This is a genomic window from Lachnospiraceae bacterium JLR.KK008 (assembly GCA_037015955.1).
GTDB lineage: Bacteria > Bacillota > Clostridia > Lachnospirales > Lachnospiraceae > VSOB01.
Genome location: CP143548.1, coordinates 2,105,554 through 2,120,823, shown reverse-complemented (window position 1 = coordinate 2,120,823; position 15,270 = coordinate 2,105,554). Strand labels below are relative to the sequence as shown.

General features: G+C 51.6%; 15 protein-coding genes. 13 read left to right on the top strand and 2 right to left on the bottom strand.

The genetic code is table 11. From position 1 onward, the window contains the following. Positions 1–24: 24 nt before the first annotated feature. Both coaBC and V1224_10650 read right to left on the bottom strand, forming a co-directional pair. Entirely contained in the window at positions 25–1,218 is a 1,194-nt protein-coding gene (gene coaBC / locus V1224_10655) for a bifunctional phosphopantothenoylcysteine decarboxylase/phosphopantothenate--cysteine ligase CoaBC (GenBank protein WWR14950.1), read from the bottom strand. 42 nt (positions 1,219–1,260) lie between these two features. Continuing rightward, a complete protein-coding gene (locus V1224_10650; protein ID WWR17465.1) occupies positions 1,261–1,857 on the bottom strand; it encodes an ECF transporter S component in 597 nt (198 codons plus the stop codon). Between the two features lie 434 nt (positions 1,858–2,291). Here V1224_10650 and V1224_10645 point away from each other — a divergent pair, with 434 nt between their 5' ends. From V1224_10645 to V1224_10585, 13 genes are all read left to right on the top strand, one after another. Then, the gene (locus tag V1224_10645) at positions 2,292–2,660 is read left to right on the top strand and encodes a hypothetical protein (GenBank protein ID WWR14949.1); all 369 of its coding nucleotides are present in this window, start codon (positions 2,292–2,294) and stop codon (positions 2,658–2,660) included. Between the two features lie 158 nt (positions 2,661–2,818). Then, on the top strand, positions 2,819–4,093 hold the full coding sequence (gene hisS / locus V1224_10640) for a histidine--tRNA ligase (protein ID WWR14948.1): 1,275 nt from the start codon (positions 2,819–2,821) through the stop codon (positions 4,091–4,093). Between the two features lie 20 nt (positions 4,094–4,113). After that, the gene (aspS, locus tag V1224_10635) at positions 4,114–5,913 is read left to right on the top strand and encodes an aspartate--tRNA ligase (protein ID WWR14947.1); all 1,800 of its coding nucleotides are present in this window, start codon (positions 4,114–4,116) and stop codon (positions 5,911–5,913) included. Continuing rightward, positions 5,913–6,692, top strand: coding sequence for a 4'-phosphopantetheinyl transferase superfamily protein (locus V1224_10630; protein ID WWR14946.1), 780 nt, complete (start codon positions 5,913–5,915; stop codon positions 6,690–6,692). Before aspS ends, V1224_10630 begins: the two co-directional genes overlap by 1 nt. A gap of 129 nt (positions 6,693–6,821) precedes the next feature. Further along, positions 6,822–7,361, top strand: coding sequence for an N-acetylmuramoyl-L-alanine amidase (locus V1224_10625; GenBank protein WWR14945.1), 540 nt, complete (start codon positions 6,822–6,824; stop codon positions 7,359–7,361). A gap of 10 nt (positions 7,362–7,371) precedes the next feature. Beyond that, a complete protein-coding gene (locus V1224_10620) occupies positions 7,372–8,715 on the top strand; it encodes a TrkH family potassium uptake protein (protein ID WWR14944.1) in 1,344 nt (447 codons plus the stop codon). Between the two features lie 81 nt (positions 8,716–8,796). Continuing rightward, a complete protein-coding gene (locus V1224_10615; GenBank protein WWR14943.1) occupies positions 8,797–9,462 on the top strand; it encodes a TrkA family potassium uptake protein in 666 nt (221 codons plus the stop codon). Positions 9,463–9,573: 111 nt separating this feature from the next. After that, the gene (locus V1224_10610) at positions 9,574–10,800 is read left to right on the top strand and encodes an ABC transporter substrate-binding protein (GenBank protein WWR14942.1); all 1,227 of its coding nucleotides are present in this window, start codon (positions 9,574–9,576) and stop codon (positions 10,798–10,800) included. Positions 10,801–10,989: 189 nt separating this feature from the next. Continuing rightward, a complete protein-coding gene (locus V1224_10605; GenBank protein ID WWR14941.1) occupies positions 10,990–11,874 on the top strand; it encodes a branched-chain amino acid ABC transporter permease in 885 nt (294 codons plus the stop codon). Between the two features lie 9 nt (positions 11,875–11,883). Continuing rightward, on the top strand, positions 11,884–12,936 hold the full coding sequence (locus V1224_10600; GenBank protein WWR14940.1) for a branched-chain amino acid ABC transporter permease: 1,053 nt from the start codon (positions 11,884–11,886) through the stop codon (positions 12,934–12,936). 3 nt (positions 12,937–12,939) lie between these two features. Beyond that, entirely contained in the window at positions 12,940–13,698 is a 759-nt protein-coding gene (locus tag V1224_10595) for an ABC transporter ATP-binding protein (protein ID WWR14939.1), read from the top strand. A gap of 11 nt (positions 13,699–13,709) precedes the next feature. Further along, positions 13,710–14,420 carry an ABC transporter ATP-binding protein gene (locus V1224_10590; protein ID WWR14938.1) on the top strand — a complete coding sequence of 237 codons (711 nt, stop codon included), beginning with the start codon at positions 13,710–13,712 and terminating at the stop codon, positions 14,418–14,420. 13 nt (positions 14,421–14,433) lie between these two features. Then, positions 14,434–15,054 carry a cytidylate kinase-like family protein gene (locus V1224_10585; GenBank protein ID WWR14937.1) on the top strand — a complete coding sequence of 207 codons (621 nt, stop codon included), beginning with the start codon at positions 14,434–14,436 and terminating at the stop codon, positions 15,052–15,054. Positions 15,055–15,270 lie beyond the last annotated feature (216 nt).

The following is a 15,270-nucleotide window of genomic DNA, read 5'->3' as shown; positions in this document are numbered from 1 at the left end:
ATGCACATTAATGCAAATTTTGTTTTACTTCCGCAGCTCCATGATCTGATCGACCAGTTTTTCGGCCACGTCCTCTTTGCTCATGATCGGCAGCGGTATTTCCGCATCTTTCGTGATCAGCGTCACGACGTTGGTGTCAGTGCCAAAGCCTGCGCCCACCGTTCTCAGATTATTGGCGACAATCATATCCAGATGTTTCTTTTTCAGCTTTGCTCTGGAATTTTCCAGCATCTGTTCTGTCTCCATGGAAAAGCCGCATAGAAACTGGCCATCGCCTTTGTGCTCTCCCAAATACTGTAAAATGTCGTCGGTCCGTTCGAGCCCGAGAGAAAGATCGGTGTCCGATTTCTTGATCTTGTGATCGGCAGTGACGACGGGCCGGTAGTCGGCTACGGCAGCGGCTTTGATGATGATATGCTGAGCGTTGCAGCGGGCTGTCACCTGCTCGAACATCTCTCTGGCCGAGCGGACAGGGATACACGTCACATAGGGCGGAGCCGGGAGCGCGACCGGACCTGACACCAGTGTCACATCTGCCCCGCGCAGCATACAGACTCTGGCGATGGCATATCCCATCTTTCCGGTAGAATGATTGCTGATAAAGCGGACCGGGTCGATCGCCTCCATTGTCGGGCCGGCGGTTACGAGAACCTTGATTCCCGCCATATCTTTCTCGTGGGAGATGGCATGTTCGATGGCATGAAAGAGAACTTCCGGCTCCGGCATTTTGCCGTCGCCGGTGTCACCGCAGGCCAGATAGCCGGTCGCCGGGGTGAGAACCTCCATCCCGTAGTGCCGGCATTTCTCCAGATTATCCTGCACGATCTGATTTTGATACATGCGCGTGTTCATGGCCGGAGCCACAATTTTCGGACACTGGCAGGCGAGATAGGTGGTCGTGAGCATATCATCGGCGAGACCATTCGCGATCTTGCCAATCACGTTGGCAGAACAGGGCGCGATTAAAACGACGTCGGTCTGTTTGGCCAAGGCGACATGCTCCACACTGAACTCGAAATTACGATCAAACGTGTCGACGAGACATTTGTTTCCGGTCAGTGTCTCAAATGTGATCGGATTGATGAAATTGACTGCGTTCCTGGTCATAATGACAGTAATGTCGGCGCCCTGCTTTTTGAGCATACTGGCCAGCGAGGCGATCTTGTAGGCGGCGATACTGCCTGTCACACCGAGAAGGATTTTTTTATTTTTTAACATAACATTCTCTCTTAAATATGGAAATTCATAATATCGATAACATTAATATTGAAATAATCTGGCCGCTGTCAGTGCCTTTGTGATCACGGCGACGAGTATTGTGGCACAGATGGCTTCCGGAATGCCGGAACCGGTGACTGTTACCATAATCAGATCAAAGGTGGCGGAGACTGCGACCTCTTTCGCTGTCGCATATTGCTGTGCCAGCAGCAGATAAATGCTGCCCATGACGGCGACGGTATTGGTCATCGAGCCGATGAAGCCGCAGACTGCATAGCCGGCGATCTTCGGGCATTTGATTTTCTTTAATAAAATCCAGAGCCAGCCGGAGACTACACCGATGAGAATCCGGCAGCCGACAGAGATCCACAGCGCCTTGACGGCTCCGGAGAGGCCGGTCGTACTCAGAAAGGGTGAAAATGCAAAAGAGAGCAGTGTGGGAGCGTAGGTGTTGCTCAGCATTGAGCAGATGCCGAAGGTCGCTCCGAGAATTGCTCCGGCAGCCGGTCCGAGCAAAATGGCGCCGATGATAACCGGAATGTGGACGGTCGTCGCTTTGATGACAGGCAGCTGGATCATACCGAGCGGCGTGTTCGCCAAAAGGATGATGATCGCCATCATCAGAGCAACGCGGATCATCCAGGCAGTCCCTTTCTTTGTAAGGGCAGATTCCCCGGCGGGCCGCGCACCGCTCAGCACCTGAGTGGGCAGTTTCGTGTTTGTCTTGTTCATATTCAGTTTTCCTCCTGTTATCGTTCTCCCTGATTTACATGAAAGGCACAGGCTTTGAGAGCAGGCGCTTTCTATGTACGAAGATACAATACGTGCCTATTTTACCACGGGTTATGTGCTGGTACAATATTTTTTAGTGCGGATCGGGAAAAATATGGTGTTTCCCATGCAATCTGTTCGTCTGACAGTTAGCCGATTTTAAGAAGTCCTTTGGCTTTTCTTGACAGTGGTATCCGCATCCCGTATAGTTTGTTTCAGATGCTACCGATTTGCAATTGCCGTGACCGGACATTTTCAACGGCCACAGAGGATGTGTAACTATAGAAGAAGGAAGTGTACCTGTGCAGATAGAAACGTATGCGCTCATGATGAGCTACTTTTATTTGGGAATGTTTTTCTTTTCCGGTTTACTGGGGGTGATCGCACTCTGGAAAAAAGTAAAAAAGAAATCATTCAGGCACGGATGGGTCATTCCCTGGATGATCGGTTATTTTCTGATCGCCATGTACCATGTATTTATTCCCTACATGGCGTATGATGATCCCTCAGATCCCAATTATAAGTGGTATAAGGGATGGGGATTGCGCGACTTCGTGTTCCATGATTTGAAATTGCTGGTCACAGGGCTGCTTGTCGGTGCGCTGCTCTGTTTCATACGGAAAAGAAGAGCGTGTGGGCGACAGTCAAAGCGGGATGCGGGGCAGCGCTGATTTTTCCAAACCGGCGTGTAAGATGCTTGAAAAATAGAGGAAAACAGTGTAGAATCGGTAAAGGAATGGAATGATACCGGGTTCGGAGGCCAAAAGGTTTTTATGGTCCGGATGCGGTATCTGATCACAGACAAGAGGAAAGCAAAGGAGAATCGCCTATGGCGCTGAGTAAGAAGCCGGTGACCGGTATGAAAGATATTATGCCCGAGGAGATGCAGATCAGGGATTATGTGATCGGCGTGATCAAGGAGACGTATGCGAAATTCGGGTTTACTTCCATAGAGACTCCCTGTGTGGAAAATATTGCTAATCTGAGCAGTAAGCAGGGCGGAGAGAATGAGAAACTGATCTTTAAGATTTTAAAGAGAGGCGAGAAACTGAACCTGGAGGCGGCGCAGACGGAGAGTGACCTCGTGGACGGCGGACTGCGGTATGACCTGACAGTGCCGCTCGTGCGTTTTTATGCCAACCATGCCAATGAACTGCCGTCTCCGTTCAAGGCGCTGCAGATGGGAAATGTATGGCGGGCGGACAGGCCACAGAGAGGGCGCTATCGTCAGTTTATGCAGTGTGACATCGACATTCTGGGGGAACCGTCGAATCTGGCGGAGATTGAGCTGATCCTGGCGACGACGACGACGCTGGACAGAATCGGTTTCAAAAACTTCCAGATCAGAATCAATGAGAGAAGGATTCTGAAGGCGATGGCTGCTTACAGCGGTTTTTCAGAGGAAGACTATGACACCGTCTTTATCATTCTCGATAAGATGGATAAGATCGGCCTCGAAGGCGTGGCGGCCGAACTGGAAAACAGCGGTTACGCGAAGGAGGCGGTTGACCGGTATGTCTCGCTCTTTGCCGGGCTCCAGGGTGGAGATGACGCCGAAGCGTCGCTGACAGAGCTGGCGGACATTCTCATCAAAGCGGGAGCGCTGGAGGAGGAAGTGAAGACGAATCTGCAGGAGATTATCTCCAGCGTGAAGGCGACGAAGGCTTCTTCCTTCGAGATCGTATTTGACCCGACGCTTGTGCGTGGGATGTCCTATTATACGGGGACAATTTTTGAGATCGCCATGCCGGAATTTGGCGGTAGCTGCGGCGGCGGCGGGCGGTATGACCGGATGGTCGGGCGGTTTACGGGTAAGGACGTCCCGGCCTGCGGGTTTTCCATCGGGTTTGAGCGGATTATCCTGCTCCTTCTGGAGAGCGGGTTCCGGGTACCTTCCCAGCCGGCGAAGACGGCGTTTCTGATTGAGAAAGGCGTGCAGGGCGAGACGCTCTGTCAGGTGATCGCACAGGCGCAGGAAGAGCGCGCACAGGGCAGACAGGTGCTCGTCGCGCGGATGAATAAAAATAAAAAGTTCCAGAAGCAGCAGCTTACGGCGGAAGGCTATGAGGAGTTCCGGGAATTTTATAAAGATCCTTTACGATAAAAAAGCAGGAGGCAGAGACAATGGCAGAGGCAATGAAAGGACTGCACAGAAGTCACAGATGCGGGGAAGTAACGACCGGGGAAATCGGAAACACTGTGACCGTGATGGGATGGGTCCAGAAGCAGAGAAACAAAGGCGGCATCATTTTTGTCGATCTGCGCGACCGTTCCGGTATTTTGCAGATTATATTTGAAGAGAAGGAATGCGGCGCGGAGGCGTTCGCGAAGGCGGAGAAGGTCAGAAGCGAATTTGTGATCGCTGTCGTGGGCAAGGCAGAGCGGAGAGCGGGCGCAGTCAATGAAAATCTGGCGACCGGGGAGATCGAGATCCGGGCACAGGAGATCCGGGTTCTCTCCGAAGCACAGACACCGCCGTTTCCGATTGAAGAGGATTCGAAGACGAAGGAAGAGCTGCGTCTGAAATACCGGTATCTTGATCTGCGCCGTCCGGACCTGCAGAGAAACATTATTTTGAGGAGCAGGATCGCTGCCAATATCCGCAAGTTTATGACAGAGGAAGGGTTTCTGGAGATCGAGACGCCGATTCTCGGCAAGTCCACACCGGAGGGGGCCAGAGACTATCTCGTGCCCAGCCGTGTGCATCCGGGGACGTTTTACGGACTGCCGCAGTCGCCGCAGTTATTCAAACAGCTTTTGATGTGCTCTGGTTATGACAGATATTTCCAGATTGCGAAATGCTTCCGCGATGAAGATCTGCGGGCGGACAGGCAGCCGGAGTTTACGCAGCTTGATATGGAGCTGTCTTTTGTGGATGTGGACGATGTAATTGATGTCAATGAGAGATTATTACAGTTTGTGTGCAGAGAGGCGATCGGTCTGGACGTGCAGGTCCCGATCCCGCGGATGACATGGAAAGAGGCGATGGAGCGGTACGGTAGCGATAAGCCGGATACCCGTTTCGGGATGGAGCTTGTCAATGTCTCCGAGACGGTGGCCGGTTGTGGCTTCGGTGTCTTCACATCCGCGCTCGAGGCGGGTGGGAGCGTTCGCGGCATCAATGCCAGAGGACAGGCAGCCATGCCCCGCAAAAAGATTGACGCTCTTGTTGATTTTGCCAAAGGATATGGTGCGAAAGGGCTTGCTTACCTCAGTATTCAGGAAGATGGCAGCTATAAGTCTTCGTTTGCCAAATTTATGACGCAGGAGCAGCTTGACGCGCTCGCAGCGGCGATGGATGGCAAACCTGGCGATTTGCTTTTGTTCGCAGCCGATCAGGACAAGATCGTGTTCAGTGTACTCGGCGCGCTGCGGCTGGAAGTCGGCGAGCAGATGGGAATCATCGATCACGATCGCTTCGATTTCCTGTGGATCACGGAATTTCCGCTTCTCGAGTGGAGTGAGGAGGAGGCGCGGTTTGTAGCTGTGCATCATCCGTTTACGATGATGATGGATGAGGACTTGCAGTACCTGGAGAGCGATCCGGGGCGGGTGCGGGCGAAGGCCTACGACATCGTGCTCAACGGCGTGGAACTGGGCGGCGGCAGTGTGCGTATCTACCAGAATGATATTCAGGAAAAAATGTTTGAGATACTCGGATTTACAAAGGAAGACGCCTACAATCGGTTCGGGTTTCTGCTCGATGCCTTCAAATATGGGGTGCCTCCCCATGCAGGACTTGCCTATGGCCTTGACCGGCTCGTGATGCTGCTCGTAAAAGCAGACAGTATCCGGGAAGTGATGGCGTTCCCGAAAGTCAAGGATGCGTCTTGCCTGTTGACAAATGCGCCCGATGTTGTGGATGAGGCGCAGCTTGCAGAGCTGCAGCTTTCGGTGACCCAAGAGACGCAAGAGGAGTCCTGATGATTCGGATCTGGATCGCGTGTACGGATCATTTTCAGGAAAAAGAAGTGTTTACACGGGGCTGCGGTTTGTTGGACGCTGTCCGTCTGGAAAAGACAAAGCGATGTAAAAAGTCCCAGGACAAAGCCCGGAGCTTATGCTGCGGGCTTTTGCTGCAATATGCGCTCGGCAGCTTTTTAAAGCAGGGGCTCTGGCAGGCAAGAGGGCCGTCGGATGATGCGCCGGATGCTGTTCCTCTCCCAGGACCGGAAGAGAGAAAGCTGGCGATCCGGTATGGATATGGAGCGTATGGGAAACCATATTTCCTGGATTACCCGCAGTTTCATTTCAGCCTTTCCCATTCCGGCGCTTATGCCGCGCTGGCCTGTGCGGACAGGGAACTGGGAATGGATCTGCAGCAGAGCCGTCCGGTGCGGGAGGAAACGGCTGCCAGAGTGTTGTCGCCGCCGGAATACGACCGTTATGCGGCGCAGGAACATGTAAGGGAGAGCGCGGAATGGTTTTACCGCTGCTGGTGTGCGAAAGAGAGTTACGGTAAGCTGAAGGGGACCGGTCTCTTGTATGATCCGCGCCGGATTACGCTGGCGGCGGACGGGACTGCGGTGGAAAGCGGAGCGGAGCGGGCGCTCTGCCGGGAATATTTGCCGGTGCAGGGATATTATATGAATGTCTGTGTGGAACAGACAGAAGATGTTGCAGCGGAGACTTCCGGCAAGGCGGCGCTGTTTCCGGAGGCAGTGACCGATGTGACAGAGGAGCTGCTTGTTGTCCTTCAATAAAATATGATAGGTGAAACGACGGCAGCAGGAGCCTCCGTGTGACCGGTCTGATTTTGCCGCCGCTCATTGTCACGCAGGAGTTGCCAGCTTCATATTATATGGTAACAACGCAGATATGAGGAACGATCTATGGCATATTATACGATCGTGTTGGATGCCGGCCATGGCGGTTCGGACTTTGGGGCGGTCTACGAGGGCCGGTACGAAAAGGACGATACATTGGCGCTGACGCTGGCAGTGGGAAATATTTTACAAAATGCGGGAATTAATGTAATATATACCCGTACGGAAGATGTGTATGAGACCCCTTACCGGAAAGCGCAGGAGGGGAATCTGGCGGGCGCCGATTATTTTATTTCGATTCACCGAAATTCCAGTCCTTATCCGAACACATACTCGGGTGTGGAGTCTCTTGTATATTCGGATTATGGGATCGCGGCGACGATCGCGCGCAATGTCAACCGGCAGCTCTCCTATCTGGGATTTCGCAATATCGGCGTGACGGAACGACCGAATCTGATCGTGCTCAACAGCACGCAGATGCCGGCCGTGCTTGTGGAAGTGGGTTTTATTAATACAGATGCAGATAACGCTCTGTTTGATCTGGAATTTGAGGCGATCGCGGAAGCGATAGCCTACGGCATTCTGGAGTCGATCGGGGTCGTATAGGAACGGAGACATGAAACGGAAATATAGAAACGGGCTGTCGCAGATTCAGTTGATTGCCCTGGGATTTTTTATCATCATTGTAATCGGAACGCTGCTGCTTATGCTGCCGATCTCTTCCAGGGGAGAAGCAGCAAAGCCGCTGGACGCCCTGTTTACGGCGACGAGCGCGACCTGTGTGACAGGTCTGGTCGTGGCGGATACGTTTCGCAACTGGACACTCTTTGGACAACTTGTGATTCTGGGGCTGATCCAGACCGGTGGTCTCGGGTTTATGACGATCGGCGTGTTCTTTTCGATTTATATCAGAAGAAAGATCAGCCTGCGGGAACGGGAACTGCTCCAGGAGAGCATCAATACGCTGCAGCTTGCGGGGGTTGTCAGACTGACGAAGCTGATTGTGAAAGGAACGCTCCTGATCGAGGGGGTCGGGGCGTTGCTGCTCAGCATTCGCTTTATTCCGCAGATGGGGTTTTGGAAAGGCTGTTACTATGGCGTTTTCCATGCGGTATCGGCATTTTGCAACGGCGGATTTGACCTGATGGGCGAGAAGGAGGCCTATTCTTCCCTCGTGGAATATGTGCAGGACCCGCTCGTGAATCTTGTAATTATGGCGCTCATCGTCGTGGGCGGCATTGGCTTTATCGTCTGGCAGGACATATATGAACATGGCTTGCATGTAAAAAAATATATGCTTCATACGAAGATCGTACTGCTGACGACCGCCACGTTATTATTTGGCAGCGCCTTTTTATTCTGGCTCTTTGAGCGGCGGACCTTATTTGCGGACCTCTCTCCAATGGGACAGGCTCTGGCGGCTATGTTCAGCTCTGCCACAGCCAGGACAGCCGGGTTTAATACGGTCGATACGGGGGCGCTCTCCAACGGCAGTAAACTGCTGACGATGATCCTGATGTTTATCGGCGGCAGCCCCGGTTCCACAGCGGGCGGTATCAAGACGACGACGGTTGTGGTGTTGATTATGTATACATGGAACAGTCTTTGCAGCAAGAACGGGTGCAGTATCTTCGGACGGCGGATTCCGGACGAGATCATCAAAAAATCCAGTATGGTTCTCGTGATCAATCTGCTGATGGCGTTGACGGCAGGGGTGATCATCTGCGGCATCCAGCCGGAACTTTCAATGGACAATGTGGCGTTTGAAATCTGTTCTGCCATCGGAACTGTAGGTATGACGACCGGCATTACCCGGGATCTGAGCGCCGTCTCCAAATGTATCATCACATTTCTCATGTACTGCGGCAGGATCGGCAGCATGACATTTGCCCTGTCGTTCATGCAGAAAAAGAAGACGGAACCGGTACAGTATCCGCTGGGGAAGATCACGGTAGGGTAGGAGATGTGTCAAAAAGGCAGACAGTTTGTATTGATACAGGGATATGACAAATAAGTAATGAGCAATGGAAAGGGCGGACAAATGAAAGCGGTTTTAATTATCGGGATGGGAAATTTCGGTTATCATCTGTGCAGAAAGATGGCGGAGCTGGGCAATCAGATCATGGTCGTGGACGAACGGGAGGAGGCGCTGGAGGAAGTGCTTTCGGTCGTGACGAGCGCCAAGATCGGCGACTGTACGAAAGTGGACGTATTAAAGACATTGGGTGTGGACAATTTTGATTATTGTTTTGTCTGTGTCGGAGAGAATTTCCAGAGCAGTCTGGAGATCACGAGTCAGTTAAAAGAGATGGGCGCCAAATATGTGATCAGTAAGGCAGTCAGGGACATTCAGTCGAAATTCCTGCTGCGAAACGGCGCCGACGAGGTCATCTACCCGGACCGTGACATAGCGGAACGGCTGGCCAACCGCTGCAGTGCGAGCCACGTGTTTGACTATATTGAGCTGAGCCGGGAATGCTCGATCTACGAGACGGTTCCTCTGCCGGAATGGATCGGCAGAACCGTGCGGGAGCTGGACATCCGACCCAAATATCATGTGAATATTTTAGGGATTAAAAAAGGAGAATTTACGGACTTTGTGATCCATCCGGATTATCGGTTTGCAGACGGTGATCATCTGATTGTGATGGGCAATAACGATGATGTGTTCCGTGTGCTTAAGCGTTTGGACGAAAAAAAACGTTGACAAATGTAAAAAAAGTATTTATGATACGTTTAGCTGTAAAAAGGTTCAATGGTGATCCACTGAATCTTTTTGTGCATATAATTCGCAATGCAGAATGGAGGAGAAGAGATTATGAAAAAAATGTTCAGCATTGTTGTAGCATCAGCTATGGTGGCAGCTACCCTGGCAGGCTGCGGAGGGACTGCAGCTTCTGATTCTACAACAGACAACACGACGCCGGAGAGTACGGCGACAGAAAATGCAGCGGAAGGAGAGAGCGCAGGGGCATCTGACGGTGCAGCGTTCCGGATCGGTGGGATCGGCCCTGTGACTGGTGCGGCAGCAGTATACGGTCAGGCAGTAAAAAATGCGGCTCAGCTGGCAGTCGATGAGATCAATGCGGCAGGCGGCGTGAACGGCGCCATGATCGAGTTCAATTTCCAGGATGATGAGCATGACGCAGAGAAGGCAGTCAACGCTTACAACACATTGAAAGACTGGGATATGCAGATGCTGCTTGGTACGGTAACGAGTACACCTTGTACCGCAGTCGTTGAGAAGTCCCATGAGGATAATCTGTTCCAGCTTACACCTTCAGGGTCCGCGGTGGAGAGTATCCAGTATGACAACGCATTCCGCGTATGTTTCTCCGACCCGAACCAGGGAAGCGCATCCGCGCAGTACATCGGCGAGAATAAGCTGGCGACAAAGGTAGCGGTTATCTACAACAGTTCCGACGTATATTCTTCCGGTATTTATCAGACATTTGCATCAGAAGCTCCCAACCAGGGTCTTGAGATCGTATCCGCGGAGGCGTTTACCGCAGACAGCAGCACAGATTTTTCCGTGCAGCTTCAGAAAGCAAAAGATGCCGGCGCTGAGCTTGTATTCCTTCCTATTTATTATACTGAGGCTTCTATCATTTTAGGTCAGGCAGATAAGATGGGATATGCACCGATCTTCTTTGGCTGTGACGGTCTGGACGGTATTCTTGCAGTAGAGGATTTTGATACGTCTCTTGCAGAGGGCGTGATGCTTCTGACACCGTTTGCGGCAGATGCGGAAGATGAACTGACACAGAATTTCGTAACGGCATATCAGGACGCTTACGGTGACATTCCGAACCAGTTCGCAGCAGATGCCTATGACGGCATTTATGCACTGAAAGCAGCGCTTGAAAAAGCAGGCGCGACGCCTGACATGAGCGCTTCCGATATTTGTGAGGCACTGAAAGTATCCATGACAGAGATCACGATTGATGGTCTGACAGGCGTAGGCATGACATGGGGCGCTGACGGCGAACCGAACAAAGCGCCGAAGGCTGTTAAGATCACAGACGGCGCATACGCTGCCATGTAATCGTTTATAGAAAAGTACAGAGGGGTACAGTGTTTCACCGCACTGTACCTTTTTACATAGCGAAGATTCCTGCGGACTTTCCCGGGCGTTCTTGCCTGTGCCGTAACAGGTATGCTATAATGAGCATTAGCAGTGCATTGCGCTGCGGGAAATATATGCAATCAGTCTTAAAAATGAAGAGGTGTACTTATGAGTTTTGTTTCGTATCTGATCAATGGTATCAGTCTTGGCAGTGTCTATGCTATCATAGCGCTGGGCTATACCATGGTATATGGAATTGCAAAAATGTTGAATTTCGCCCATGGCGACGTGATTATGGTTGGAAGCTATGTCGTGTTTCTGCTCGTGAGCGGGTTGGGGCTGCCGCCGATTTTGGGTGTGCTCGTTTCCATGGCGGCGTGTACCGTGCTCGGGATGACGATTGAAAAGGTCGCTTACAAGCCGCTGCGCAAGGCTTCGTCTCCGCTGGCGGTACTGATTACAGCGATCGGTGTCAGCTATCTGCTGCAGAATGTGGCACTCCTGCTCTTTGGCGCCAACACGAAATCGTTCACTTCCGTCGTCACCGTACCGACGCTTACGCTTGCCGACGGCGCGCTGACGATCTCGGGGGAGACGATCGTGACGATCGCCGCCTGCATCGTGATCATGACGGGCCTGACGCTGTTTATCAGGCGGACCAGGGCAGGACAGGCGATGCTGGCAGTCTCGGAAGATAAGGGAGCGGCGCAGCTTATGGGAATTAATGTCAATGGAACGATTGCGCTTACATTTGCGATTGGTTCCGCGCTGGCGGCAGTGGCAGGCGTACTGCTCTGTTCGACGTACCCTTCCCTGACTCCGTATACGGGGGCAATGCCGGGCATCAAAGCCTTTGTGGCGGCCGTATTCGGCGGCATTGGTTCCATTCCGGGCGCTATGATCGGCGGTATCTTACTGGGTGTGATCGAGATCTTTGGAAAAGCATATATTTCTTCGCAGATGGCGGATGCGATCGTATTTGCGGTGCTGATCATCGTGCTGCTTGTAAAGCCTACCGGTATTCTTGGTAAGGAAATTCAGGAGAAAGTGTAGGGCAGGAAGATGAATAACAAAAATAAGATAATGAAACAAAATATCATTACATACGGGATCGTGATTGCCGCGTATCTTGTCGTAACGCTGTTGGGTGTGACCGGACATATTTCCAGCCTGATGAAGGGTCTGCTTGTGCCGCTGTGTATTTATGTGATGCTGGCGGTCTCCCTGAATCTAGTCGTGGGTATTCTGGGAGAACTGAGTCTCGGACATGCGGGATTTATGTGCGTGGGCGCCTTTACGAGCGCGTTCTTTTCCATGTGCGTGAAAGAGGTCATGCCGCCGCTGCTGCGGTTTGTGCTGGCATTTGTCATTGGCGCCGTCTGTGCGGCGGCCTGCGGTCTGCTGATCGGCATCCCGGTGCTTCGTCTGCGGGGCGATTATCTGGCTATCGTGACACTGGCGTTCGGAGAGATTATCAAAAACATCGTCAATGCGCTCTATATCGGCAGAGACAGCAGCGGTTTTCATTTTTCCATGAAAGACATTATGGATCTGGGGCTGGAGCCGGGCAGTAAGCCGATCCTCAACGGTCCCCAGGGAATTACAGGTACGCCGCAGGACTCCAATTTTACGATCGGGGTGCTGCTTGTGCTGCTGACGCTTTTTATCATCATGAATCTGATCCATTCGAGAGACGGCCGTGCGATCATGGCGATCCGTGACAACCGGATTGCGGCGGAATCGATCGGAATCAATGTCACGAAATATAAATTGATGGCGTTTACACTGTCTGCCTCGATCGCAGGGGTGGCAGGCGTATTGTATGCCCATAATCTCTCCACGCTGACAGCGCTGCCGAAAAACTTTGGTTATGACAGATCGATCATGATCCTGGTTTTTGTCGTGCTGGGCGGTATCGGAAATATCAGAGGATCTGTGATCTCCGCGATCGTGCTCACGCTGCTTCCGGAGCTGCTGCGGGGACTCAGTGATTACCGTATGTTGATCTATGCGATTGTGCTGATCGTCATGATGTTGTTTAACTGGAGCCCCAAGGCGATCGAGCTGCGGGAACGGTATTCCCTGAGACGGTTGTTCCATAAGACGGAGGAGTAAGATATGGCATTATTAGAGGTACAGAATTTATGTATTTCATTTGGCGGACTTCGCGCCGTCGATGATTTTGAGATCCGGATTGAGAAAGGACAGCTGTATGGACTGATCGGGCCCAATGGCGCCGGAAAGACGACGGTGTTCAATCTGCTGACCGGAGTGTACAAACCGAACGAGGGTATTATCCGGCTGGATGGGACGGATATTACGGGCAAACGGACGATCGACATCAATAAAGAGGGCATAGCGAGGACCTTTCAGAATATCCGTCTGTTTAAGGGTATGTCCGTGTTGGACAACGTAAAGGCCGGGCTGCATAACAATTATAAATATTCTTCTCTGGCGGGCATCTTGAGGATGCCGTCTTACCGCAGGGTGGAGAAAGAAATGGATGAGCGGGCAATGGAGCTTCTGGAGGTCTTCGATCTGGGCGGTGAGGCGGACCTTCTGGCCGCCAATCTCCCTTACGGCAAGCAGAGACAGCTGGAGATCGCCAGAGCGCTTGCCACGAACCCGAAGCTGCTCCTTCTCGATGAACCGGCTGCCGGGATGAATCCCAATGAGACAAAGGAACTGATGGAGACGATCCGGCTGATCCGCGACCGGTTTGATATGACGATTCTCCTGATCGAACATGATATGAAACTGGTGTCCGGAATCTGTGAAGCGCTCACCGTGCTCAATTTCGGGCGAATCCTGGCGCAGGGCAAGACGAGCAAGGTGCTCAACGACCCGCAGGTCATCACGGCATATCTGGGAGAATAGGGGGAATAGCGATGGCAATGCTTGAGATAAAAGATCTGGAAGTTTATTATGGTATGATTCAGGCGATCAAGGGTATCTCCTTTGAGGTCAATGAAGGGGAAGTCATTGCGCTGATCGGCGCCAACGGAGCGGGGAAGACAACGACACTGCATACGATCACCGGACTTTTACCGGCGAAAAAAGGCTCTGTCCTGTTCGAAGGAAAGGACATCACAAAAGTGCCGGGACATAAGATCGTATCGATGGGAATGGCCCATGTGCCGGAGGGCAGACGAATCTTTGCCCAGCTTTCCGTGCTGCAAAATCTTCGTATGGGAGCCTATACGAGAAAAGACAAAGACGAGATTGAAAAGACTCTGAAAATGGTCTATGAGCGCTTTCCACGTCTGGAGGAGCGTCAAAGCCAGATGGCAGGGACACTCTCCGGCGGCGAACAGCAGATGCTGGCGATGGGCAGGGCACTGATGTCTCATCCGAAGATCATTTTGATGGATGAGCCGTCCATGGGACTCTCACCGATTTTTGTCAATGAGATATTCGATATTATCAGGGAAGTGAGTAATAGCGGCACGACGGTGCTTCTCGTGGAACAGAATGCGAAAAAGGCGCTGTCAATCGCGGACAGGGCGTATGTTCTGGAGACAGGGAAGATCGTGCTCGAAGGCGAAGCGGATGTACTGATGAATGATGACTCCATTAAGAAAGCATATCTGGGGGAATAAAGGAGGAGGAAAGATGGATAAAGTTGTCATTACGATCGCGAGACAGTATGGAAGCGGCGGTCGTACGATCGGACAGATGTTGTCCGAAGATCTGGGCGTTCATTATTATGACAAGGAACTGCTGAAGATCGCCTCGGAGGAGAGCGGCATCAATGAGCGTTTGTTTGTCGGCGCGGACGAGAAGATCAGGAACAGTCCGCTGCTGCGGATCTCCAAAAGGGTTTATCAGGGGCAGCTGATCTCACCGGAGAGCGGGGGATTTACTTCTGCGGAAAATCTGTTTAATTATCAGGCAAAGGTGATCAAACAGCTTGCGGAGGAAGAATCCTGTATTATCATCGGCCGTTGCGCAGACTATGTGCTGCGCGATTATGACAATGTGCTGAGCGTATTTGTCCATGCGCCGGAAGAGTATTGTATCGAGCAGGCCAAGCAGAAGCTGAGCATGCCAGAGAAAGAGATCAGAAAATTTATCCAGAAGACCGACAGAGAGCGGGCGGATTACTACAAACATTATACCGGAAGAGAGTGGACAGATGCCAGAAACTATGACCTGTGCCTGGACAGCAGTAAACTGGGCATGGAACGGTGTATTGAAGAGATTAAGGCATATATGAATGTCAGGTTCCGGTAAGGCGTAAGAGAAAATGATATGAGTTGCAAAAAGGAATCGGTAGAGAAAAATATCTTTACCGGTTCTTTTTTTGTGCGGAAAATGTGGATTTCCTATCTAAATAATAAACTTAATATTTATATAAATATTTATATAAATGAAATAACAGAACAACAGTAAAATATAATGGATATTCCAATAAAACAGAATATTACTGTGCAACACTACCAAAATATT

Bases quoted from the DNA above. Each gene is read 5' to 3' on its own strand.
- hisS (WWR14948.1), top strand. From the start codon at position 2,819: ATGGCGCTGAGTAAGAAGCCGGTGACCGGTATGAAAGATATTATGCCC.
- V1224_10610 (WWR14942.1), top strand. From the start codon at position 9,574: ATGAAAAAAATGTTCAGCATTGTTGTAGCATCAGCTATGGTGGCAGCT.
- V1224_10620 (WWR14944.1), top strand. From the start codon at position 7,372: ATGAAACGGAAATATAGAAACGGGCTGTCGCAGATTCAGTTGATTGCC.
- V1224_10585 (WWR14937.1), top strand. From the start codon at position 14,434: ATGGATAAAGTTGTCATTACGATCGCGAGACAGTATGGAAGCGGCGGT.
- V1224_10600 (WWR14940.1), top strand. From the start codon at position 11,884: ATGAATAACAAAAATAAGATAATGAAACAAAATATCATTACATACGGG.
- V1224_10630 (WWR14946.1), top strand. From the start codon at position 5,913: ATGATTCGGATCTGGATCGCGTGTACGGATCATTTTCAGGAAAAAGAA.
- V1224_10615 (WWR14943.1), top strand. From the start codon at position 8,797: ATGAAAGCGGTTTTAATTATCGGGATGGGAAATTTCGGTTATCATCTG.
- V1224_10595 (WWR14939.1), top strand. From the start codon at position 12,940: ATGGCATTATTAGAGGTACAGAATTTATGTATTTCATTTGGCGGACTT.
- V1224_10605 (WWR14941.1), top strand. From the start codon at position 10,990: ATGAGTTTTGTTTCGTATCTGATCAATGGTATCAGTCTTGGCAGTGTC.
- V1224_10650 (WWR17465.1), bottom strand. From the start codon at position 1,857: ATGATCCGCGTTGCTCTGATGATGGCGATCATCATCCTTTTGGCGAAC.
- coaBC (WWR14950.1), bottom strand. From the start codon at position 1,218: ATGTTAAAAAATAAAAAAATCCTTCTCGGTGTGACAGGCAGTATCGCC.
- V1224_10590 (WWR14938.1), top strand. From the start codon at position 13,710: ATGGCAATGCTTGAGATAAAAGATCTGGAAGTTTATTATGGTATGATT.
- V1224_10625 (WWR14945.1), top strand. From the start codon at position 6,822: ATGGCATATTATACGATCGTGTTGGATGCCGGCCATGGCGGTTCGGAC.
- aspS (WWR14947.1), top strand. From the start codon at position 4,114: ATGGCAGAGGCAATGAAAGGACTGCACAGAAGTCACAGATGCGGGGAA.